Raw genomic sequence first — 19,754 nt, forward strand, 5'->3', positions numbered from 1 at the left:
GACCGTTGGCAAGCATATGACGAGGCTCAACATAAGCCCGTCGGCCGGTCCATCACAATTTCTCTGGGAAGGGGCTGCACGGGCCCGCGCGGCGCCGCTTCGGCCGCAGGTCAGCCGCGAACGGTGATCTCGCCGTAGAGGAGCGCCCGGGCGACGGCCTGCGGGGTCGTCGCGGCGCGCAGTTTCCGGCGGCAGTTGCTGAGGTGCAAGGCGACCGTCGGCTCGCTGATGCCCATCTGGTCGGCGATTCGGCTCACGCGCAGGCCGTCGGCCAGAAGCTCGATCACCATCCGCTCGCGCGGCGAGAGGATCCTTGCCTTGGCGCCGGCCGGCTCGCACGGCCCTGGCGACCGGTGGAAGCCGGGCGCGAGGGGAAAGGGCAAGGGGACGCCGCGGCCATCGCTCCCCGCGCCGGTGCCCGGGTCGAACTCAACGATCATGCTGTCGCGATCATACGCCAACTTACCGCTCCGCGCTCGCTGATGTCGCGCAAATGCTGGCGGCGATGGCAGCGCCAATCTTTCCCGCAATCCTGAAAATTCCTGAAAACGCGCTCATTCTCGCAGATCGAGGCATTCAGCCCCCGACCCGGCCGAGGACCTTTTCGCGCACCTCGCTCGGGGTGAGGGCAAGGTCCGAGGCGCCCGCTTCGGCGATCATCCGGCGCTGCGCGGCCTGACGCTCGGGGGCGGAAGGGCGGATGGTGTAGATGATGATCGGGACCTCGGCGCCGCGTTCGCGCAGCGCCTGGGTCAGCTTGAGGCCCGCCAGGCGATCCTCGCCGCGCCCGAGGTCGCTGATCACCAGTCGATAGTCGTTCATCGCGACGAGCCGCATCGCATCCTCGCTGGTCTCGGCGAGATGGACGGCGATGCGGCGCTGGCGGAAGAGCGCGACCTCCGCGCGATTGTTCGCGGGATGGTCGTCGACCCACAGGATGGTCGCGATCGCACCGGGGGGATCGTGGGTGGCCGGCGGCGTCGTCCGCAGCGCCGTGGCCGAGGGCAAGCGCAAAACGAGGGTCGCGGCAAGGACGAGGGAGAGGATCGCGATTGCGGCCCACAGGGGCCAGCGGCTCGCCCTGTCACCCGCAGATGCCGCGGCTCCGGCGATCGGGTTCGCTTCGGGCGAAGGGGCCGCACGCAGGCAATAGCCGACCCCGTAGATCGGCGCGATTTCGAGGCCCGAGCCGGCGAGCGCGCGGCGCAGCTTGCTGATCGCCTTGGCCAGCGAATTTTCGTGAACCACCTGGTTGGGCCAGGCCGCCGACAGGAGTTCGTCCTTGCCGACCCGCTCCCCCGCGCGGGCCTGCAGCAAGGCGAAGATCGCCGCCGCGCGGCTGTCGAGCAGGGTCGTCCGGTCGCCGACGCTGATTGCGGGGATCGCCGGGTCGAAGTGAAAGCGGTCGGCGCTGCTACTGGTCGTGACGCTACCCATCCTGTCCAGATCTGACGAGCGACCGACGCCGGTCCGCGCCATGCTAGGCAAGCCACAATGTCTGCGCCAGCATAGGCTTTGTGCCTGCCACTCACTGTGGCCGATCCGATACACTATGGAAAACGCCAGCTTCCGTTAGACGCGGCAACGGCCGATTTTCGTGGCTGGCCGGATCGCTATGGTCCGCCTGCGGCCTCGGTCATCACCTTACCCTCGACCGATGCCCGGGGAGGCGCTTCCGGAGGGGAACGGACGCGCCTCCTCGAACCCTCGGGCGTCTGGCGCTCCTCCTCGTCCCTGCGTATCGACGGGCGATGGATCCGACCGGCACTCATTCCCCTGCCACGACGGGCAAGCCTCTGTGGGTCTACAAGCGGCGCTTCGCGCTCGGCGTGATCCACGAATGCTGGGTGCTGGTGGAAAGCCGGATGAGCGGCCTCGCCAGCCGGCTGATCGTCGACGGCGACGAGGTCGCGCACGACCGGACCCCGGCCTCGGGACCGGATGCGGTCCGCAACCACCGCCTGGCCCATCGCCTGCCCGACGGCCGCGCGCTCGAGGTCGAGGCCGGCTACATCAACTGGTACAACATCGGCATCGCCGTGCGGGTCGATGGCGCGCTCGTCCACGAAAGCCATCCGGGCAAGGCCATCGCCTTTCCCGCGCGGCTCGCCCGGACGATGACGCAGCAGCGCGGCGACGGCCAGCCCGCCTATGACCCCGACAAGCTGAAGCGCAACAAGGTTCCGATCGCGGTCGACATCGCCACCGGGATCCTGTTCTTCCTCGTCGCCAAGTTCACCGATCTCAAGACGGCAGCCCTCGTCGGCGCCGCGGTGGGGATCGCGCTGCTGGTGGTCCAGCGCTTCGTGAAGGTCGACCTCGTCGGCGGGATGGCGCTGTTCGGAATCGTCATGCTGCTGGTCAGCGCAGGGTTCGCCATCGCCTTCGAGGACGAGGCTGTGATCAAGCAGCGCTCGACCATCGTCGGGCTGATCGGAGCGGCCTGTTTCCTGTTCGACGGGCTCGTGCTCAAGGGCCGCAAGCTCGGCGCCGGGCTCAATCGCTACATGGCCTTCGCCGACATCGACGAGCGCCGTCTCGCGATCGGCATGGGGCTGGTCGGGCTGGTCATGGCCGGGGGCAACAGCCTCGTCGCCTGGGCCTTCAGCACCGATTTCTGGCTGGTCTACACGACCTTCCTCGACATCCCGGTCAGCATGGTGCTGGTGCTGTGGGCGATCGGCTGGTCGCGGGCCCCGGCGCGGGTTGCCGCAGCTCGCTGATGCTCGACCGGCTGACGCTCAGCGACTTTCGCAACCATGCGGCGCTGACCCTTGTGCCGGCGCCCGGCTTCGTTTGCCTCTTCGGCGAGAATGGCGCGGGCAAGACCAATATCCTCGAGGCCGTGTCGATGCTTGCGCCCGGGCGCGGCCTGCGCGGGGCGGCGCTGTCGGAGATGGCGCGCGGCGACGGCCCGGGCGGCTGGGCGGTCTCGGCCGAGCTCGGCGAAACGCGGCTCGGCACTGGAACCCTCGCCGCCGCGCCCGAGCGCCGGCAGGTCCGGGTCAACGGGGCGACGGCGTCGGTCAACAGCCTCGCCGAGTGGCTGTCCGTTCTGTGGCTGACTCCTGCGATGGACCGCCTGTTCAGCGGCTCGGCCGGTGATCGCCGCCGCTTTCTCGACCGGCTCGTCCTCGCGCTCGAGCCGGGCCACGCCCACCACGCCTCGCGCTATGAAGCGGCGATGCGGGCCCGCAACAAGCTTCTCGCCGAGCCCGAGGGCGCCGATCCCGAATGGCTGTCGGCCCTCGAGGCCGGCATGGCCGAGCATGGCGCGGCGCTGGCCGAGGCGCGGGCGCGCACGGTCGCCGGCCTGTCCGAAGCGCTGGCGGCGGTGCCCGACGACCTCTTTGCCCGGCCGGCAATCGCGCTCGACCGGCCGGTGCCGACCGACCTTGCCGCCCTCCTGCGCGTCAACCGGGGACGCGACGCTGCGGCGGGACGCGCCACCGAGGGGCCGCACCGGCAGGACCTGCTCGTCACCCATGTCGCCAAGCGCCAGCCGGCCGAGCGCTGCTCGACGGGCGAGCAGAAGGCGCTGCTGCTGGGCCTCGTCCTCGCCCATGCCGAGCTGGTCGCCGCCCGGCGGGGCGCGCCGCCGATCCTGCTGCTCGACGAGGTCGCGGCGCATCTCGACCCCGGCCGCCGCGCCGCCCTGTTCGAGCGGCTCGCCGGCCGCGGACAGGTGTGGATGACCGCCACCGAGGCCGCCTTGTTCGATGGAATCGGCGACGCCACGATGGTCGCGGTCGGCGGCTGATTGGACTTTTCCGCGGCCCGCCCCTATATGGCCGGCAGCGAGACGCCACAAAGCGGCGTGATCGGCAGCCTCATGGGCGCCGGCCCGCGTCTCGGTTCCGTTTCAAGTTCCCACATCACGCGGGGCACTTATCTCACCCCGCCCGGCCCGTGGTCTCCACTGGCCGGCGTGTCATGTTGGAATTTTTGAATGACCACGACGTTTGAACAGCTCGGGCTCTCGACGCCCCTCCTGAAGGCGCTTGCCGCCAAGAATTACACCCAGCCCTCGCCGATCCAGGCGCAGGCCATCCCGCACGTCCTCGAGGGCCGCGACCTGCTCGGCATCGCCCAGACCGGCACCGGCAAGACCGCGGCCTTCATGGCCCCGTCGCTGCAGCGCCTCGCGGCCAATCGCCCGGCCTTCCTCAAGCCCGGCCAGATCCGCATGCTGGTGCTCGCGCCGACGCGTGAGCTCGCCAGCCAGATCGCGGCCAGTGCCGAAGCCTATGGCGCGGGTCTCAAGACCACTGTCGGCGTGATCTTCGGCGGCGTCGCCAATGCCAAGAGCATCCGTACCGTCAGCCGCGGGCTGGATGTGCTGGTCGCGACCCCGGGCCGCCTGCTCGACCTCGTCGACCAGCGCGCGCTGAGCCTCGCCAATCTCGAGATCCTGGTCCTCGATGAGGCCGACCAGATGCTCGACCTCGGCTTCATCCATGCGCTGAAGCGGATCGTGAAGCTGATCCCGGCCAAGCGCCAGACCCTGTTCTTCTCGGCGACCATGCCGAAGACCATCAAGAGCCTCGCCGACGAGTATCTCAAGAATCCGGCAGAAGTCGCGGTGACCCCGGTCGCCACGACCGCCGAGCGGGTCGAGCAGTTCGTCACCTTCGTCAACCAGGCCGAGAAGACCGCGCTCCTCACCCTGTTCTTCCAGAACGGCAAGGACATCGAGCGGACGCTCGTCTTCAGCCGGACCAAGCATGGCGCCGACAAGATCGTGCGGATGCTGGCGGCGGCGGGGATCGCGGCCAATGCGATCCACGGCAACAAGAGCCAGCCCCAGCGCGAACGCGCGCTCGACGCCTTCCGCGACGGCAGCGTGCCGATCCTGGTGGCGACCGACATCGCTGCGCGCGGGATCGACATTCCGGGCGTCAGCCACGTCGTGAATTACGACCTGCCCAACGTCCCCGAGCAATATGTTCACCGGATCGGCCGCACCGCGCGCGCCGGCGCCGACGGCATCGCCATCGCTTATTGCGACCGCGAGGAGCGCCCGTTCCTCAAGGATATCGAAAAGCTTACCCGGCAGAAGCTGACCGAGGTCGCGCTGCCGCAGGGCTTCATGCAGGCGGTCGAGGCGATGAAGCGCCTCAAGCCTGAACCCAAGCGCGCGCCGCAGCAGAACCAGCGCAACCGTCGCAACGAAAGCGGTGCGCGCGGCCATGCCCGCGATCCGCAGCGCCACGGCCTGCCGCGCAACGATCCGCGGGCCGACATGCCCGAGGATCGCAATGGCCCCCGCGAGGGCGGCCGTTCGATGCGCGGCGTGCCCGGTGCGGTGCGCGGGCCGGTCGGCAATCCCGTCCGCCCGGGCGGGCAGGGACAGCAGCAGCAGGGTCAGCGGCACGGCGGTCAGCGCCCGGCCGGCCAGCCCGGCGGCGGTCGCCCCGGCGGCGGCCAGCGTCGTCGTGGTCCGAGCGGTGGCGGTCAGCGCCGCGCGGGCTGATCATTCCCAAGGTGGTGAAAGGCGCGCTCACGGGCGCGCCTGACCCGCGCGCGGTCGGCCTCGATCATGGTCGAGGCGTCGACCTGCGCCATCGCATAATCCTACAGCCCGCGCATGGCTGGCGCCAACACGTCGGCACGAAGCGCGATGCTGCCGAGGAGGCGCTGCAGCCGGATCTGGACCTCGGCCAAGGTGGCGCCATCGCGTGCGATCGGCCTTAGAAGGTCCTCCAGCAACTCGTCGATCGATATCGGCCAGTCCACGCGCTCGCTCGAGCCTTGCGCGGCGGCGGCGGCTTTCTCAGCAGGCAGTGGGCAAGCCGGTGGCCGGCGGCGAGGGTCACCATCGCGGTCATCGAGAAGGTCGTCACCGCGAGCATCGAGGAAGCGAGAATCGTCAGGATGTCGTCGACCGCGTCGGCGCCGATCTTGATCGACAGGTCGTAGAGGATGAGCGGTGCCAGTACCGCCGCAAGCAGGGCGAGCATGACCGTCAGGATGGCGATCAAAGCGGCCCGGAATCCGATCTGCTTTCCAACCTTGCGCAAGACGTGCGCCAACTGGTTCATGCCTGTGTTTCTCCCCGCCTTGCACGGTTCCGAACAATCGCGCGACGATGCAGGGTCCAAGGTCGCACGCGCGCCCGCACGCGCGTGACTTCGCGTCACGAAACGCTATATCCTTCTCATGGCAGAAGAAGCGAACCAGAACAGTTACGGCGCCGAGAGCATCAAGGTCCTGAAGGGCCTCGACGCGGTGCGCAAGCGCCCCGGCATGTACATCGGCGACACCGACGACGGCTCGGGTCTCCACCACATGGTGTTCGAGGTCAGCGACAACGCGATCGACGAGGCGCTCGCGGGTCATTGCGACCGCATCCTCATCCAGCTCAATCCCGACGGCTCGGTCACGGTCGAGGACAATGGCCGCGGCATCCCGACGGGGATCCACGCCGAGGAAGGCGTGTCGGCGGCCGAGGTCATCATGACCCAGCTCCACGCCGGCGGTAAGTTCGAGAACACCAGCGACGACAATGCCTACAAGGTGTCGGGCGGCCTCCACGGCGTCGGCGTCTCGGTGGTGAATGCGCTGTCCGAATTCCTCGACCTCACCATCTGGCGTGACGGCGAGGAGCATTTCATGCGCTTCGCCCACGGCGACGCGGTCGCGCCGCTGAAGGTCGTCGGCACCGCGCCTCCGGGCAAGACGGGCACGCGTGTTACCTTCCTGCCGAGCCCGGCGACCTTCAAGATCACCGAGTTCGACTTCGAGAAGCTCGAGCATCGCTACCGCGAGCTCGCCTTCCTCAACTCGGGCGTGCGGCTGGTGCTGGCCGACGCCCGCCACGAGGAGCGCAAGGAAGTCGAGCTCTTCTACGAGGGCGGGATTGCCGCCTTCGTGAAGTATCTCGACCGCGCCAAGACCCCGCTCTTCCCCGAGCCGATCGCCATTTCGGCGGTGCGTGACGGGATCGGCATCGACGTCGCGCTCGAATGGAATGATTCCTATTACGAGAACGTCCTGCCGTTCACCAACAACATCCCCCAGCGCGACGGCGGCACCCACCTCGCCGCCTTCCGCGCCGCGCTGACCCGAACCGTCAACGGCTATGCCGAAAAGTCGGGCATGCTGAAGAAGGAGAAGGTCACCCTCACCGGCGACGACATGCGCGAGGGCCTGACCGCCATCGTCTCGGTCAAGCTGCCCGATCCCAAATTCAGTTCGCAGACCAAGGACAAGCTGGTCAGCTCCGAGGTGCGCCAGCCGCTGGAAGCGCTGATGAGCGACAAGATGAGCGAATGGCTGGAGGAGAATCCCGCCAACGCCCGTTCGATCATCCAGAAGATCATCGACGCCGCCGCCGCGCGCGAGGCCGCCAAGCGCGCCCGCGAACTTACCCGGCGCAAGGGCGTGATGGACATCGCCTCGCTGCCCGGCAAGCTCGCCGACTGCCAGGAGCGCGATCCGGCGCTGTCCGAACTGTTCCTGGTCGAGGGCGATTCGGCCGGCGGCTCGGCCAAGCAGGGCCGCAACCGCCACAATCAGGCGATCCTTCCGCTGCGCGGCAAATTGCTCAACGTCGAGCGCGCGCGCTTCGACCGCATGCTGTCGAGCCGCGAGATCGGGACGATCATCCAGGCGCTGGGCACCGGTATCGGCCGCGAGGACTTCAATCTCGAGAAGCTGCGCTACCACAAGATCGTCATCATGACCGACGCCGACGTCGACGGCGCGCACATCCGCACGCTCCTGCTGACCTTCTTCTACCGGCAGATGCCCGAGCTGATCGCCGCGGGGCACCTCTTCATCGCCCAGCCGCCGCTCTACAAGGTCGCGCGGGGCCGCTCGGAGGTCTATCTCAAGGACGACAGCCAGCTCGACGACTATTTGGTCGAGGCGGGGCTCGAGGGCCTGCAGCTCGACAGCAATGGCGAGGTCCGTCAGGGCGCCGACCTCAAGACGCTCGTCGACCACGCCCGGCGCATTCGCACCCTCCTGCGCTATGCGCCGAAGAAGTATGACCCCGCGTTGCTCGAGGCCCTGGCCCTTGCCGGCGCGCTCGATCCGGCGCTCGGCGACAGCGGCCGCCAGGAAGCGATCGCCAGGGTCGCGACCTGGCTCCAGCTAGGCGATTCCGAGGGGCAGTGGTCGGGCGAGCTCGCGCATGAGGGCGGCTATCTGCTGCGCCGGCTATGGCGCGGGGTGACCGATGTCACCATCGTCGAGCCGAGCTTCATCACCTCCGCCGAGGCCCGCAAGCTCCACGCGCTCGCCGGTGAGCAGCGCGAGACCTACGCCCGTCCGGCGATCCTCCGGACCCTCCGCAAGGGCGCGCAGGCCGAAGCCGAGCCGACCGTCGGTGCGGGCGAGGGCGAGGAAGCGCTCGAGGCTGCGGCGGCCGACACCAAGGGCAAGCCGATCGACGTCACCCGTCCCTCCGAGCTGCTCAACGCGGTGCTCGCGGCCGGGCGCAAGGGCCTCAGCATCCAGCGCTACAAGGGGCTGGGCGAGATGAACGCCGAGCAATTGTGGGAAACCACGCTCGACCCGGCCAACCGCTCGCTGCTCCGCGTCGAAGTGGCCCAGGCCGACGTCGCCGACGAGATCTTTACCCGGCTGATGGGCGACGTGGTCGAGCCGCGGCGCGAATTCATCCAGGAAAACGCGCTGAGCGTCGCCAATCTCGACGTCTAGGAACGGGGAACGCCAGCACGGGGTTGGGGCTCGCGTGACCACGACGCTCACCGTCGCTTCCTACAACATGCGCAAGGCGGTCGGCCTCGACCGCCGGCGCGACCCGCATCGAATCCTTCATGTGCTGGAGGAGATCGGGGCGGATGTCGTCGCGCTGCAGGAAGCCGATCGGCGGACCGGTGGCCGCGCCTCGGCGGTGCCGCACGAATTGTGGGAGGGGCACAGCCCCTACCGCCCGCTCCCTCTGGGGGTGAAGAACCGGCGGATGCTCGACCGGCTGCCCAAGGTCAGCGCGCGGGTCGACGACTGGCTCAAGGTCGATACGCGCAACATCGGCTGGCACGGCAATGCGATTCTGGTGAAGAGCCATGTCGGCGTGCTCGACGTTGCGGCGATCGAACTGCCGACGCTCGAGCCGCGGGGCGCGGTGCTCGCCGAACTCCTCGTCCACGACCGGCCGATCCGCGTGGTCGGCCTGCACCTCGACCTGTCGGGACTGTGGCGGCGGCGGCAGATGCGCGCGATCCTCGAGTGCATCGACCAGCGTCCGCAGGCCATGCCGACGGTATTGATGGGGGACACCAACGAATGGCGCTCGGCCGCTGGCTGCCTCAAGGAGCTCGACGGCGGCTACCGGATCGCGCCGACTGGCCCCAGCTTCCACGCGCGGCGCCCGATCGCGGTTCTCGACCGGATCATGATCGACAATACACTCCCGATCGAAGCGGCCGGCGTGCACCATAGCGAGCGCGCGCGGATCGCGAGCGATCACCTGCCCATCTGGGCGCGGGTGCGGCTCTAGGCCGCCTTGCCGCTGATCGCCCGCTGGCGGCGACGCTGGACGCTGGAGCCGATCCCGATCGCCTCGCGATATTTGGCCACCGTTCGCCGGGCGAGCACGAAACCCTGCTCCTTCAGCATGTCGACCAGCTGATCGTCGCTCAGCACCTCGGTCTCATTCGCAACCAGCTTGGCGATCGCCGCCTTCACCGCTTCCGCGCTCGCTCCTTCACCGTCCTCGGCGGCGACCCCGCTGGCGAAGAAGCTGCGCAGCTCGAACAGGCCGTGCTCGCACAGCAGGGTCTTGCCCGCGGCGACCCGGCTGACGGTGCTCTCGTGCATCTCCACCAGTTCGGCGATCCGGCCCATGGTGAGCGGCCGAAGCGCGGTCACCCCTTCGCGGAAGAAGGCTTCCTGTTGCGCCACGACCGCGCTGACGATCCGGACGATGGTGCGCGCGCGCTGGTCGAGCGCGCGAACCAGCCAGGACGCGCTCTGGAGCTGCTCGGACAGCCAGGCCTTGCTCGGGCGGTCGGTCGCCGCGGCCTTGAGCTCGCTGTGGTAGCGGCGATTGACCAGCACCCGGGGCAGCGTGGCCGGATTGAGCTCGACCGAGAACCCGCTCGGGGTCCGGCGGATCAGCACGTCGGGCTCGGTCGCGGTGGCCGGCTCGGCGGCGAAGCGGCAGCCGGGCTTGGGATCATAGGCGCGAAGCTCGGCGATCATGTCGGCGAGATCCTCGTCGTCGACCTGGCAGATGCGTTTCAGGGCCGCCATCTGGCCGCGCGAGAGAAGGTCGAGATTGGCGATCAGCCGCGCCATGGCGGGATCGTAGCGATCGGCCGCCTTGGCCTGGAGCGCGAGGCACTCGGCAAGGTCGCGCGCGCCGACCCCTGCCGGATCGAGACCCTGGACGAGCCGCAGGCCCGCCTCGACGTCGCGCAGTGGCAGGTCGAGCGCCTCGGCAATGCCCTTGAGCGGGGTTGTCAGCCAGCCCGTCTCCTCGAGCTCATGGACGATCGCCTCGGCCGCGCGACCCACCGGACCGCCGGATCCGCGAAGCTGGCCCATCAGATGCTCGCACAGTCCGGTCTCGCAGGAGGCCAGCCGGTCGAAATCGAAGCCATCGTCGTCGGGTGCGCCGATCTCATAACCCGAATCGGTTTCCCCGGCCGCATCCCGCCAGTCGGAATCGAGCGCTTCGTCGCCCTTGCCTCCGAGCTCGTCGGCGCCCTTGGGGTCGGCGGGCGCATCGCCATATTCGACGTCCTCGCGGACCACGACATCGCCGTCCCCGCCCATTTCGAGCAGGGGATTGCGCGCCAGCTCCTCGGCGATCGCGGCCTCGACTTCGAGGTTGGTCAGCTGCAGCAGCTTGATCGCCTGCTGGAGCTGCTGGCTCATGACCAGCGACTGGGAAGCGCGAAGCTGAAGCCCGGGGCCCAGTCCCACGGCGAGCGACCCTAGAGCTCGAAACTTTCGCCGAGGTAGAGCCGCCGGACATCCTGGTCGGCGACCAAAGCTTCCGGGGTCCCGGCGAACAGCACCTGGCCGTCGTAGATGATGCAGGCGCGATCGACGATGTCGAGCGTCTCGCGGACGTTATGGTCGGTGATGAGCACCCCGATGTCGCGCCGCTTCAGATCCTTCACCAGGTCGCGGATGTCGGCGATCGACAGCGGATCGATGCCCGCGAAGGGCTCGTCGAGAAGCATGATCTTGGGGTCGGCCGCCAGCGCGCGGGCGATTTCGCAGCGCCGTCGCTCGCCGCCCGACAGCGCCATGGCGGGCGAGGCGCGAAGGCCGGTGAGGCCGAATTCGCCGAGCAATTGCTCGAGCCGCGCATGGCGCGCGGCGCGGTCGGGTTCGGCCACCTCGAGCACGGCCATGATGTTCTGCTCGACCGTGAGGCCGCGGAAGATGCTGGTCTCCTGGGGCAGGTAACCAAGGCCGAGGATCGCGCGCCGGTACATCGGCAGCGCGGTGATGTCGCGCCCGTCGAGCATGATCCGCCCGGCATCGGGCTTCACCAGCCCCATCACCGAATAGAAGCAGGTGGTCTTGCCCGCGCCGTTGGGACCGAGCAGGCCGACCACCTCGCCGCGATGCACCTCGAGGCTGACGTCGCGCAGCACCTGCCGCTTGTCGTAGCTCTTGGCGATGTTGCGAACGGCAAGCCCGCGCATCGAATCGCTGGCGGCCAGTCCCGCACGGTCGATGGCGCTGGCCTCGTTCATGCGCTCAGCTGCCGCGGCGCTGGGGGACGATGAAGTGCCCGGTCACCCGGCCGCCCGATTGCCCGACCCCGGCCGGGCCGCCGTCGACCACCGCGCGGCCGCTGTTCATGTCGATCGTCAGGCGCGCGCCGGCGATTCGCGAATCGCCGCGCTGCAGCTGGACATTGCCGATCAGCGTGATCAGCCGGCGGTTGAGGTCGTAGACGCCGAAATCGCCGCGCGCGGTCTCGGAGGGCGAGCGAACGGTCACGCCGCCCGAGGCGTCGAGTCGCTGGATCTCGAGGTTGCCCGCACTGGTGTAGGCGACGGTCAGCCGCTCGGTATCGAGGGTGAGGTCGGCCTGGCGGACCTTCACATTGCCCGCGAAGATGGCGCGGTCGGCCCGGTCCTGGACCTCGATCCGGTCGCTGGCGACGTCGATCGGGGCGTTGCTGTCATGCCCCTTGAGTGCCGAGATCGGCCCGCCCTGCGTCTGCGCGAGCGCCACCCCGCCGACGGCTGCGGTGGTCAGCCCGAAGGCGACGGCGAAGATGCGGAGGCTCCCCATGCGGCTCATCTGACGGTCCCCGGCACGATTTTCAACCGCGCACCGCCATCGAGCACGACAATCCGGCGGTCGAGATCGGCGCGCATCCGCGACGCGGCGAAGGTCCCGAGCTTGACCTCGCCCGTCACGCCGCCGGTCAGCGCGACCTGCTTGGTGCCGAGGTCGGCCGCCATGCTGGCCGCATCGAAGCTGCCCACGGGCATCCGCCCGGCGATCTGCCCGGTGCTTCGGACCTGCCGGCTCCTGAGGTCGAGCAGCACGTCGCGGGTGACGAGTTGCTCGCCCTCGGGACCGCTGACCCGGACCGGGCCGTTGATCGCGACCTGCTGCTTGTCGAGGTCGTAGCGGCCGCGCAGTGCCTGGATCGTGGCCGGACCCTCCTTGAGTCCAAGCCGGGCGAGCATTCCGCTGATATCGACGATCGGCACCTCGCTGGTCTGCTGGACCGCGCGATTGGCGACGAGGACAAAGGGCTGCCCCTCATTGTCGGTGCCGCTGTAGCGCGCGGCCTCGATCTTCATCCGCTCCTCGGCGCGGCTGACATCCTTCTTGTCGAGGATGAAGCTGACTTCCTGTTGCTTGGTCAGCGGCACGGCGAGGAAGATGGCGGCGATCACCCCGACCGCGGCGGGCAAGCCGATCTTGAGCAGGCCGATCAACCGGTCGTGCCTGCTGCCGGGCTCTGCCCAGCTCTGCGCCTGCGCGCGTTGGAGATTGGCCGCCTCGCTCATCAGCTGTGCGCGAAAATGTCCTCTTCGGGCCAGCCGGCGAGGTCGAGCTCGGCGCGGGCCGGGAGGAAGTCGAAGCAGGCCTGGGCGAGCGCGGTGCGGCCTTCGCGCTGAAGGCGCACGTCGAGCTTGTCCTTGAGCGCATGGAGGTAGCGGACGTCGCTCGCGGCATAGTCGCGCTGGGCGTCGTTGAGGTCGGGACCGCCCCAGTCGCTGGTCTGCTGCTGCTTGTTGAGGTCCTGGCCGAGCAGCTCCTTGACCAGTTCCTTCAGGCCATGGCGATCGGTGTAGGTCCGTACCAGCCGCGAGGCCGTCCGGGTGCAGTAGAGGGGCGCGGCCATGATGCCGAGATAATGCTTCATGATCGCGATATCGAATCGCGCGAAATGATAGAGCTTGAGCCGGTCAGGATCGCCGAGCAGCGCCTTCAAATTGGGCGCGGCATAATCGCTTCCGGGCGAGAACCGCACCAGATGCTCGTCGCCCGAGCCGTCCGACAGCTGGACGAGGCACAGCCGGTCGCGCCCGGGATGGAGACCCATGGCTTCGGTGTCGACGGCGATCGGCCCTGGCCCGAACAGGTCGGTCGAGGGAAGGTCTTCTTCGTGAAAATAGATGGTCATAAGCTGTGGTCGGTCCCTGCGGCGCTCCCGCTTAACCGCTCCTGACAGCAAGCGCGAGACAAACGGCTAGAGGATTGCGGTTTTTTCGGCTAAGGTCCGGCCCGGAAGCATGTCTGATCGGCATGCCGTGACCGGTTGCGCCGTTGAGCCCAGCGCGTTGGTTTGAAGAGAATCGGGTTCGAGGAAGTTTGCACGGGCATGGGTTACGATCGAGGGCGTAAGGGCGACCGGGGCGGTCGCGGACGCGACAAGGGCGATTTCGGCGGCGGCGGCGGCGGTGACTTTTACGGCGGCGGCACACCGGACTTCGGTGGCGGCGGCGGCTTCGGCGGCGGTGACCGCTTCGGTGGCGGCGGCGGCGGTGGTTACCGCGGCGGCGGCGACCGCTTCGGCGGTGGCGGCGGCGGTGGCGGTGGCTATCGCGGTGGTGGCGGCGGCTTCGGCGGCGGCGACCGGTTCGGCGGCGGTGGCGGCGGTGGTCGCTTCGGCGGCGGCGGCGGTGGCGGCGGCGGTTTCCGCGGCGGCGGTGCCGGTGCCGGCGGCGGAATGCCTCCCCAGGTCGTTGGCGAGGGCAAGGGCGTCGTCAAGTTCTTCAACCCGCAGAAGGGCTTCGGCTTCATCGTCCGTGACGATGGCGGCGAGGACGTGTTCGTTCACATCTCGGCGGTCGAGCAGGCGGGTCTCAGCGACCTCGCCGACGGCCAGCCGCTCGAGTTCACGCTGGTCGACCGCGGTGGCCGCGTCTCCGCGACCAACCTGCGGATCGACGGCGAGCCGATGGCGGTCGAGCGGGCGGCGGCTGCGCCGCAGCGCCAGCTGACCGGCGAGAAGGCCTCGGGCACCGTCAAGTTCTTCAACGCCATGAAGGGCTTTGGCTTCATCCAGCGCGACGACGGCCAGCCGGACGCGTTCGTCCACATCTCGGCCGTCGAGCGGGCGGGCATGACCAGCCTCAACGAAGGCGACCGTCTCGAGTTCGAACTCGAGGTCGATCGTCGCGGCAAGCATGCGGCGGTCAACCTGTCGCCGCTGCAGGCCTAACCGACACTCGCGTTCACGCGAGGGGCAAGAAGGCCCGCCGGACTGGTTCCGGCGGGCCTTTTTCTATGCGCGACGGAAGGGCAATTCCTCGCGCAGCAGCGCGATCTCGCGCGCCACCGCTTCCTTCTCCCGCTCGACGAAATCCGCCACCGCGCGGCGGAAACTGGGGTCGGGAAGGAAGTGGACGCTGAAGGTGGTGACGGGCTCGTAGCCGCGGGCCAGCTTGTGCTCCCCCTGCGCGCCGGCCTGGACGGTGCCCAGCCCGTGGGCGAGCGCCCACTCGATCGCCTGATAGTAGCAAAGCTCGAAGTGGAGGAAGGGCACGTCCTCGCGGCAGCCCCAGTAGCGCCCGTAGAGCGTCTCGGCGCCGACCCAGTTGAGTGCGCCCGCCATCGGCACGCCGTCGCGCTCGGCGAGGAACAGAAGGAGCTGGTCGCCGAGCCGCTCGACCGCCTCGCGGAAGAAGGCATGGGTGAGATAGGGCCGCCCCCACTTCCGGCTGCCCGTGTCCTGGTAGAACAGCCACATGGCGTCCATCTCGGCCTCGCCGATCTCGGACCCGCGCAGGTGGCGAAAGGTCAGTCCCTCGCGCGCCGCGGCCCGCTCCTTGCGGATGGTCTTGCGCTTGCGGCTGCTGCAGGCGGCGAGGAAGCCGTCGAAGTCGCCATAGTCACGGTCGAGGAAGTGATACTGGATCCCGTGGCGGACCAGCCAGCCCCGTTCCTCCGCCAGCGCCGCTTCCTCGGCGGTGCAGAAGGTGACGTGCGCGGAAGAGAGGCCATTCTGCACCGTCACGGCCTCGGCCCCGGCCAGCAGCAATTCGGACTCGGTCCCCAGCAGCCGGGGACCGACCACCGGCGTGAACGGCACCGCGATCTGCAGCTTGGGATAATAGTCGCCCCCGGCGCGCTGCCAGGCATCGGCCCAGCCATGATCGAAGACATATTCGCCCTGGCTGTGGCTCTTGAGGAATGCCGGCGCCGCGGCGACCGTCTGCCCGCCTTCGGAAACCATCAGCGGCAGCGGGCTCCAGCCGCTGGTCCCGCCGATGCTGCCCGATTCCTCCAGCGCGCTCAGGAAGGCGTGCGACAGGAAGGGGTCGGCCCGTCCCGCCAGCGCGTCCCACTCGTCCGCGGCCACCGTCTCGAAGGAGTCGGCGATGCGGACTTGGGCGGGATCACGGTCGGCCATCGCCCTCCCAGATAAGCGCGTCGACCGCCGAAACCAGATCGGTCCTTTGGGCGGGGGTGCGCACGGTCCAGCTGTAGACCGGCCGCTTCCGCCGCTGCCTAGCTACCCAGGCCCGGTGCGCCGCGAAGGTCTCGACCGCGAGGAAGTCGGGATCAGCGAGGGCGAGGGCCAGCGACCGCTTCAAGCCTCCAAGCCGGTCTGCGACCACGAGGCCACGCCGCCACTCGGGCGCATTGGTCTTGAGGATCCGCAGCACGCCGGGATCGAAGCTCATCACCCCGAACGGGCCCCGATAACCGGCCAGCGCGCGCCGCAGCGCCGGCATCCAGCGCCAGCGGTCCGCGTCGACCTTCACCTCGAGGAGCATCGGTGCCCGCCCGCCGACGAGGGCGAGCAGGCTCGCGAGCGTAGGGATTGGTTGCTCGCCGATCCGCAGCCGCGCGAGCTCGGCGTGGGTCGAGCGGCCGATCACCAGCGGGCTGCCGCACAGCCGCCAGGCGTTCGCGTCGTGGAAGACGAGGATCTCGTCGTCGGCGGTCAACCGCAGGTCGCATTCGATTCCCGCGCCCGCTTCGAGCGAGGCGGCGAAGGCGATCAGGCTGTTTTCGGGAAAGACGCTGCCGTCGTGGAGGCCGCGATGGGCGAACCCGCGCGGCCCCGGGTCGAGCGGATCAGGCCCGGACCTCGACAATCGCGTCGACCTCGACCGCAACGCCGAGCGGGAGGGTGGGCACGCCGACCGCCGAGCGGGCATGGCGGCCGGCATCGCCGAACACGTCCTGCATCAGGTCGGAGGCGCCGTTGGCGACCTTGGGCTGGTCGGTGAAGTCGCCGGCCGAATTGACGAACACGCCGAGCTTCACGATCCGGCTGACCCGGTCGAGCGAGCCGAGCGCCGCCTTGATCTGCGCGAGCAGCATCAGGCCGCAGCGGCGCGCCGCTTCCTGGCCGCGCTCGAGGTTGATGGTGTCGCCAAGGCGCCCGGTGATCAGGCTGCCGTCCTCGGCGAAGGCGATCTGGCCTGAGATGTGGAGCAGGTTCCCGCTCAGCACCGCGGGCACGTAGGACGCGACCGGCGCGGCCGGGGTGGGAAGGGTGATGCCGAGCTCGGCGAGGCGTTGATCGATGGACATGGGCTGGCGGTGCCGCCTCGGCCGCCGCCGGTCAAGCCTTGCGGGTGGTGGCGAAGCCCGCCCAGCTCTGCCGGGTCGGCATCAGCTCGAGCGCGTTGATGTTGAGGTGCGCCGGGCGCGAGGCGACCCACAGGATCGTCTCGGCGAGATCCTCGGCGGTCATCGGCTCGATCCCGGCGTAGAGCGCGTCGGACGCCGCCTGGTCGCCGCCGTTGCGAACCAGCGTGAATTCGGTCTCAATCATGCCGGGCTCGATCGAGGTCACCCGGACGCCGGTCCCGGCAAGGTCGTTGCGCAGCATCAGGCTGAACTGGCGGACGAAGGCCTTGGTCGCGCCGTACACCGCCCCGCCCTTGTAGGGATAGGTGGCGGCGACCGACGACAGGTTGATGATCGAGCCTTTGGCGGCGATGATCTTGGGCATCAGCGCCCGGGTCAAAGCGACCAATCCGGTGACGTTGGTGTCGAGGACGGTCCTGAGCTTGTCCCACTCGCTGTCCTGGAGGTCGGCCATGGGCGGGGCGAGCCCGGCATTGTTGACGAGGCAGTCGACCGCGCTCCACTCGCCCTCGAGCCGGGCGAGGTCTTCGAGCGCGCCGATGTCCTGCATGTCCACCGTTAGCGGCAGGAACGCCGCACCAAGCTCCTCCTGAAGCGCGCGCAGCCGCTCTTCGCGGCGGCCGGTCCCGATCACCCGCCAGCCCGCGCCCGCGAAGGCCCGTGCGGTGGCGGCGCCGATCCCGGCGGTGGCGCCGGTGATGAGACAGGTCTTCATGGCGGTCTCAGCCTTCCAGTCGTTCGAGGATCCAGGGGGTTGCGCTGGCCCAGTCGTCGATCCGCGCATGCGCGTCCGCGGCCGGTGCCATCACCGCCGCCAGGCTCGGCTCGGCGATCATGTGCAGCCGGTGCGTGTCGGGCGAATGCTTGGCGACCGAGCTGTGATGCACCGCGAGGTCGTCCACGAACAGGTGGCGCGGCGCGCGAAGGCGCGCGACGATGCTCTTCAGTGGCTCGCCCTTGCCGCCGCGATTGCAGACGACCTCGTGATGGATGCCGAATTGCGCGAGCTGGGCGATCCGGCCTTCGCGCGCTTCTTCGCCGAGGTTGGTAAGGACGACGATGTCGGCCTTTTCCCCGATCGTTCCCAGCGCCTCGATCGCGCCGGGAACGATGGTCTGGCGGTGCATCTCGCTTTCGAAGAACCCCCACAGATATTGCCATACGCGCTCGGTCGGCACCTGCGCGCCGCTGGCCTTGTCGCGGAGCGCGCCGGCCATGTCGCCCTGGTCGAGCCGGAACAGCACGTCATGCTCCTCGTCGAGCCAGTCGGCGAAATGCCGCACCATGTGAAGGAGGACCTCGTCGCAATCGGTGACGAGAAGCGGGCGTCCGCCCGTGGCCACGATGTTCATGCTTCGAGAGCGCTCCGGGCGGCGACCAGTTCCTGCGGCTTCATGCCGAGGTCCTCGGCCACCGCGAGGAGGTCGGGTTCATGGTCCTCGAGGAAGCGCAGCACCGCCACCAGCACGGCCGGGTCGGCGGCACGTTGCCGCAGGTCGTCGGCCGTCAGACCGGTCAGCGCGAGCAGGCGATCGGCCCGCGCCTCGTCCCCCAGCGACACAGCCAGCGCGCGAAGTGCAACCGTAGCGGAGTCGCTTTTGTTGTGGGGTTTCGTTGTCATCGCCTATAAATGGCCCGTGAGGAGCAGCTAATCCATGGCCAGGATCATGGTTGTCGAGGACAACGCCCTCAACATCAAGCTGTTCTGCGACCTCCTGTCGGCGCATGGCCACGAGGCGCGGCCGGTCACCGACAGCCGAATCGCGCTCGAGACCGCGCTCGAGTTCGAGCCCGATCTCGTCATTACCGATATCCAGTTGCCTTACGTCAGCGGGCTCGATCTCATCCGCTCGATGCGCGGCGAGGAGCGGCTGATCCATGTCCCGATCATGGCGGTGACCGCTTACGCCGGGCATGGCGACGCCGAACGCATCTATGCCGCGGGGGCGCAGGCCTATGTGTCGAAGCCGATCTCGGTCGCCCGCTTCGTCGCCGAGGTGAGCGCGCTGCTGCCCAAGGAAGCGACGGCCGCCTGACACGAAAAAGGGCGCCGAAGCGCCCTCGTCCGTCAGCAATCGCCGAGCGGCCTACTTAATCTTGGCTTCCTTGAACTCGACGTGCTTGCGCACGACGGGATCGTACTTGCGGAAGTTCATCTTCTCGGTCGTGTTGCGCGGGTTCTTCTTGGTCACGTAGAAGAAGCCGGTATCGGCCGTGCTGACGAGCTTGATCTTGACGGTTGCCGGCTTGGCCATCGTGCCTGTCCCAAAAGCTAGAAAAGAAAAGAGCGGCCAGATGCCGCCCGTATCGGCGGCCCCAATTACCGTGGCGCAGCGTCTTGTCAAGGTCACGAAGCCGACAAGCTCCGGTCAGAATGACGCATTAGCGCGCTGTTTACCGCCATAGGCCACCCTGCGTGGGCTGAGAAAAGGTGAACCATGCGCGATTCGCTCGACGATCTCCGCCACGACCTGCAGCGCCGGCTGCATGACATCCGCAGCCGGGCCGAGGCGCTGAGCCCGCTCGACATCCATGCCCGGATGGACGCGATTCGCGGCGAGGCCGACCGCGCCGGCCTGCACGCCATGGAAGGGCTGGCGCGAATGTCGGCCCAGCTCGCGCTCCTCCCCGGCTGCCGGGTCGCGACGCGCGCCTGCCTCGATCACGCTTCGGACGCGATCGGCGCGGCTTCCCCGGCCGAGCGGCAGGCGATCCTCGCGGCGGTCGCACTCCGCCTCAACTAGACA

General features: G+C 68.8%; 23 protein-coding genes. 8 read left to right on the forward strand and 15 right to left on the reverse strand.

The genetic code is table 11. The features are described from left to right. Window positions 1-110: 110 nt before the first annotated feature. Together BS69_RS0109725 and BS69_RS0109730 are read right to left on the reverse strand one after the other, a co-directional pair. Window positions 111-440, reverse strand: a complete 330-nt coding sequence (locus BS69_RS0109725; protein WP_156956989.1) for a response regulator transcription factor — start codon at window positions 438-440, stop codon at window positions 111-113. Window positions 441-576: 136 nt separating this feature from the next. Next, window positions 577-1,437 carry a response regulator gene (locus BS69_RS0109730; RefSeq protein WP_029941760.1) on the reverse strand — a complete coding sequence of 287 codons (861 nt, stop codon included), beginning with the start codon at window positions 1,435-1,437 and terminating at the stop codon, window positions 577-579. Window positions 1,438-1,751: 314 nt separating this feature from the next. Between BS69_RS0109730 and BS69_RS0109735 the strand changes: the two genes are divergently transcribed. The 3 genes from BS69_RS0109735 to BS69_RS0109745 all read left to right on the forward strand — a co-directional run bounded on the left by BS69_RS0109735 (window position 1,752) and on the right by BS69_RS0109745 (window position 5,473). Next, a complete protein-coding gene (locus BS69_RS0109735) occupies window positions 1,752-2,723 on the forward strand; it encodes a septation protein IspZ (RefSeq protein ID WP_029941761.1) in 972 nt (323 codons plus the stop codon). Then, window positions 2,723-3,760 (forward strand): DNA replication/repair protein RecF, encoded by a 1,038-nt coding sequence (recF, locus tag BS69_RS0109740; RefSeq protein WP_029941762.1) that lies wholly within the window; start codon window positions 2,723-2,725, stop codon window positions 3,758-3,760. Before BS69_RS0109735 ends, recF begins: the two co-directional genes overlap by 1 nt. Window positions 3,761-3,949: 189 nt before the next feature. Continuing rightward, entirely contained in the window at window positions 3,950-5,473 is a 1,524-nt protein-coding gene (locus BS69_RS0109745) for a DEAD/DEAH box helicase (protein WP_029941763.1), read from the forward strand. A gap of 217 nt (window positions 5,474-5,690) precedes the next feature. Here the strand turns inward: BS69_RS0109745 and BS69_RS0109760 are convergent, their stop codons facing one another. After that, window positions 5,691-6,041 carry a DUF2254 family protein gene (locus BS69_RS0109760; protein ID WP_051676675.1) on the reverse strand — a complete coding sequence of 117 codons (351 nt, stop codon included), beginning with the start codon at window positions 6,039-6,041 and terminating at the stop codon, window positions 5,691-5,693. 118 nt (window positions 6,042-6,159) lie between these two features. Here BS69_RS0109760 and gyrB point away from each other — a divergent pair, with 118 nt between their 5' ends. Both gyrB and BS69_RS0109770 read left to right on the forward strand, forming a co-directional pair. Continuing rightward, window positions 6,160-8,667 carry a DNA topoisomerase (ATP-hydrolyzing) subunit B gene (gene gyrB / locus BS69_RS0109765; RefSeq protein WP_029941765.1) on the forward strand — a complete coding sequence of 836 codons (2,508 nt, stop codon included), beginning with the start codon at window positions 6,160-6,162 and terminating at the stop codon, window positions 8,665-8,667. 34 nt (window positions 8,668-8,701) lie between these two features. Next, complete coding sequence (locus tag BS69_RS0109770) at window positions 8,702-9,469, forward strand: endonuclease/exonuclease/phosphatase family protein (RefSeq protein WP_037504465.1); 768 nt, start codon at window positions 8,702-8,704, stop codon at window positions 9,467-9,469. On the opposite strand, the gene rpoN is transcribed toward BS69_RS0109770, so the two are convergent. Genes rpoN through BS69_RS0109795 form a run of 5 tightly spaced genes read right to left on the reverse strand, consistent with a single transcriptional unit; the run spans window position 9,466 to window position 13,582 of the window. Then, complete coding sequence (rpoN, locus tag BS69_RS0109775) at window positions 9,466-10,899, reverse strand: RNA polymerase factor sigma-54 (RefSeq protein WP_029941767.1); 1,434 nt, start codon at window positions 10,897-10,899, stop codon at window positions 9,466-9,468. The two genes, BS69_RS0109770 and rpoN, sit on opposite strands and share 4 nt — an antisense overlap. Window positions 10,900-10,910: 11 nt before the next feature. Beyond that, window positions 10,911-11,684 carry an LPS export ABC transporter ATP-binding protein gene (lptB, locus tag BS69_RS0109780; RefSeq protein WP_029941768.1) on the reverse strand — a complete coding sequence of 258 codons (774 nt, stop codon included), beginning with the start codon at window positions 11,682-11,684 and terminating at the stop codon, window positions 10,911-10,913. A gap of 4 nt (window positions 11,685-11,688) precedes the next feature. Then, window positions 11,689-12,231, reverse strand: coding sequence for an LptA/OstA family protein (locus BS69_RS0109785; protein WP_156956991.1), 543 nt, complete (start codon window positions 12,229-12,231; stop codon window positions 11,689-11,691). A gap of 5 nt (window positions 12,232-12,236) precedes the next feature. Next, entirely contained in the window at window positions 12,237-12,962 is a 726-nt protein-coding gene (gene lptC / locus BS69_RS0109790) for an LPS export ABC transporter periplasmic protein LptC (protein ID WP_029941770.1), read from the reverse strand. Beyond that, a complete protein-coding gene (locus BS69_RS0109795; protein ID WP_029941771.1) occupies window positions 12,962-13,582 on the reverse strand; it encodes a ribonuclease D in 621 nt (206 codons plus the stop codon). The genes lptC and BS69_RS0109795 overlap by 1 nt, the downstream gene beginning before the upstream one ends. 198 nt (window positions 13,583-13,780) lie before the next feature. Here BS69_RS0109795 and BS69_RS14660 point away from each other — a divergent pair, with 198 nt between their 5' ends. Next, window positions 13,781-14,623, forward strand: coding sequence for a cold-shock protein (locus BS69_RS14660; RefSeq protein WP_029941772.1), 843 nt, complete (start codon window positions 13,781-13,783; stop codon window positions 14,621-14,623). Between the two features lie 63 nt (window positions 14,624-14,686). Here BS69_RS14660 and BS69_RS0109805 read toward each other — a convergent pair whose 3' ends face one another. Genes BS69_RS0109805 through BS69_RS0109830 form a run of 6 tightly spaced genes read right to left on the reverse strand, consistent with a single transcriptional unit; the run spans window position 14,687 to window position 18,628 of the window. Next, on the reverse strand, window positions 14,687-15,814 hold the full coding sequence (locus BS69_RS0109805) for a GNAT family N-acetyltransferase (protein WP_029941773.1): 1,128 nt from the start codon (window positions 15,812-15,814) through the stop codon (window positions 14,687-14,689). Continuing rightward, window positions 15,801-16,505, reverse strand: coding sequence for a glycerophosphodiester phosphodiesterase family protein (locus tag BS69_RS0109810; protein WP_051676676.1), 705 nt, complete (start codon window positions 16,503-16,505; stop codon window positions 15,801-15,803). Before BS69_RS0109810 ends, BS69_RS0109805 begins: the two co-directional genes overlap by 14 nt. Further along, on the reverse strand, window positions 16,486-16,947 hold the full coding sequence (locus BS69_RS0109815) for a RidA family protein (protein ID WP_029941775.1): 462 nt from the start codon (window positions 16,945-16,947) through the stop codon (window positions 16,486-16,488). Before BS69_RS0109815 ends, BS69_RS0109810 begins: the two co-directional genes overlap by 20 nt. Window positions 16,948-16,978: 31 nt before the next feature. Continuing rightward, complete coding sequence (locus BS69_RS0109820; protein WP_029941776.1) at window positions 16,979-17,722, reverse strand: SDR family NAD(P)-dependent oxidoreductase; 744 nt, start codon at window positions 17,720-17,722, stop codon at window positions 16,979-16,981. A 7-nt stretch (window positions 17,723-17,729) separates the two neighbouring features. Next, the gene (locus BS69_RS0109825) at window positions 17,730-18,359 is read right to left on the reverse strand and encodes an HAD family hydrolase (RefSeq protein WP_029941777.1); all 630 of its coding nucleotides are present in this window, start codon (window positions 18,357-18,359) and stop codon (window positions 17,730-17,732) included. Beyond that, window positions 18,356-18,628, reverse strand: a complete 273-nt coding sequence (locus BS69_RS0109830) for a DUF3572 domain-containing protein (protein WP_029941778.1) — start codon at window positions 18,626-18,628, stop codon at window positions 18,356-18,358. The genes BS69_RS0109825 and BS69_RS0109830 overlap by 4 nt, the downstream gene beginning before the upstream one ends. A gap of 34 nt (window positions 18,629-18,662) precedes the next feature. Between BS69_RS0109830 and BS69_RS0109835 the strand changes: the two genes are divergently transcribed. Further along, window positions 18,663-19,043, forward strand: a complete 381-nt coding sequence (locus tag BS69_RS0109835; protein WP_029941779.1) for a response regulator — start codon at window positions 18,663-18,665, stop codon at window positions 19,041-19,043. 51 nt (window positions 19,044-19,094) lie between these two features. Here BS69_RS0109835 and rpmG read toward each other — a convergent pair whose 3' ends face one another. Beyond that, entirely contained in the window at window positions 19,095-19,262 is a 168-nt protein-coding gene (gene rpmG, locus BS69_RS0109840; protein ID WP_029941780.1) for a 50S ribosomal protein L33, read from the reverse strand. Window positions 19,263-19,445: 183 nt separating this feature from the next. On the opposite strand from rpmG, the gene BS69_RS0109845 reads away from it, so the two are divergent. Next, window positions 19,446-19,751 carry a hypothetical protein gene (locus BS69_RS0109845; RefSeq protein WP_029941781.1) on the forward strand — a complete coding sequence of 102 codons (306 nt, stop codon included), beginning with the start codon at window positions 19,446-19,448 and terminating at the stop codon, window positions 19,749-19,751. Window positions 19,752-19,754: the final 3 nt, after the last annotated feature.

Origin of the sequence: Sphingomonas astaxanthinifaciens DSM 22298 (assembly GCF_000711715.1) — a bacterium.
Lineage (GTDB): Bacteria > Pseudomonadota > Alphaproteobacteria > Sphingomonadales > Sphingomonadaceae > Sphingomicrobium > Sphingomicrobium astaxanthinifaciens_A.

Coding starts and splice junctions, on each gene's coding strand:
- BS69_RS0109725 (WP_156956989.1), bottom strand. CDS start 440: ATGATCGTTGAGTTCGACCCGGGCACCGGCGCGGGGAGCGATGGCCGC.
- BS69_RS0109795 (WP_029941771.1), bottom strand. CDS start 13,582: ATGACCATCTATTTTCACGAAGAAGACCTTCCCTCGACCGACCTGTTC.
- BS69_RS0109785 (WP_156956991.1), bottom strand. CDS start 12,231: ATGGGGAGCCTCCGCATCTTCGCCGTCGCCTTCGGGCTGACCACCGCA.
- BS69_RS0109760 (WP_051676675.1), bottom strand. CDS start 6,041: ATGAACCAGTTGGCGCACGTCTTGCGCAAGGTTGGAAAGCAGATCGGA.
- BS69_RS0109825 (WP_029941777.1), bottom strand. CDS start 18,359: ATGAACATCGTGGCCACGGGCGGACGCCCGCTTCTCGTCACCGATTGC.
- BS69_RS0109820 (WP_029941776.1), bottom strand. CDS start 17,722: ATGAAGACCTGTCTCATCACCGGCGCCACCGCCGGGATCGGCGCCGCC.
- lptB (WP_029941768.1), bottom strand. CDS start 11,684: ATGAACGAGGCCAGCGCCATCGACCGTGCGGGACTGGCCGCCAGCGAT.
- BS69_RS0109735 (WP_029941761.1), top strand. CDS start 1,752: ATGGATCCGACCGGCACTCATTCCCCTGCCACGACGGGCAAGCCTCTG.
- BS69_RS0109815 (WP_029941775.1), bottom strand. CDS start 16,947: ATGTCCATCGATCAACGCCTCGCCGAGCTCGGCATCACCCTTCCCACC.
- BS69_RS0109730 (WP_029941760.1), bottom strand. CDS start 1,437: ATGGGTAGCGTCACGACCAGTAGCAGCGCCGACCGCTTTCACTTCGAC.
- BS69_RS0109805 (WP_029941773.1), bottom strand. CDS start 15,814: ATGGCCGACCGTGATCCCGCCCAAGTCCGCATCGCCGACTCCTTCGAG.
- lptC (WP_029941770.1), bottom strand. CDS start 12,962: ATGAGCGAGGCGGCCAATCTCCAACGCGCGCAGGCGCAGAGCTGGGCA.
- BS69_RS14660 (WP_029941772.1), top strand. CDS start 13,781: ATGGGTTACGATCGAGGGCGTAAGGGCGACCGGGGCGGTCGCGGACGC.
- BS69_RS0109845 (WP_029941781.1), top strand. CDS start 19,446: ATGCGCGATTCGCTCGACGATCTCCGCCACGACCTGCAGCGCCGGCTG.
- BS69_RS0109835 (WP_029941779.1), top strand. CDS start 18,663: ATGGCCAGGATCATGGTTGTCGAGGACAACGCCCTCAACATCAAGCTG.
- BS69_RS0109745 (WP_029941763.1), top strand. CDS start 3,950: ATGACCACGACGTTTGAACAGCTCGGGCTCTCGACGCCCCTCCTGAAG.
- gyrB (WP_029941765.1), top strand. CDS start 6,160: ATGGCAGAAGAAGCGAACCAGAACAGTTACGGCGCCGAGAGCATCAAG.
- rpmG (WP_029941780.1), bottom strand. CDS start 19,262: ATGGCCAAGCCGGCAACCGTCAAGATCAAGCTCGTCAGCACGGCCGAT.
- recF (WP_029941762.1), top strand. CDS start 2,723: ATGCTCGACCGGCTGACGCTCAGCGACTTTCGCAACCATGCGGCGCTG.
- BS69_RS0109830 (WP_029941778.1), bottom strand. CDS start 18,628: ATGACAACGAAACCCCACAACAAAAGCGACTCCGCTACGGTTGCACTT.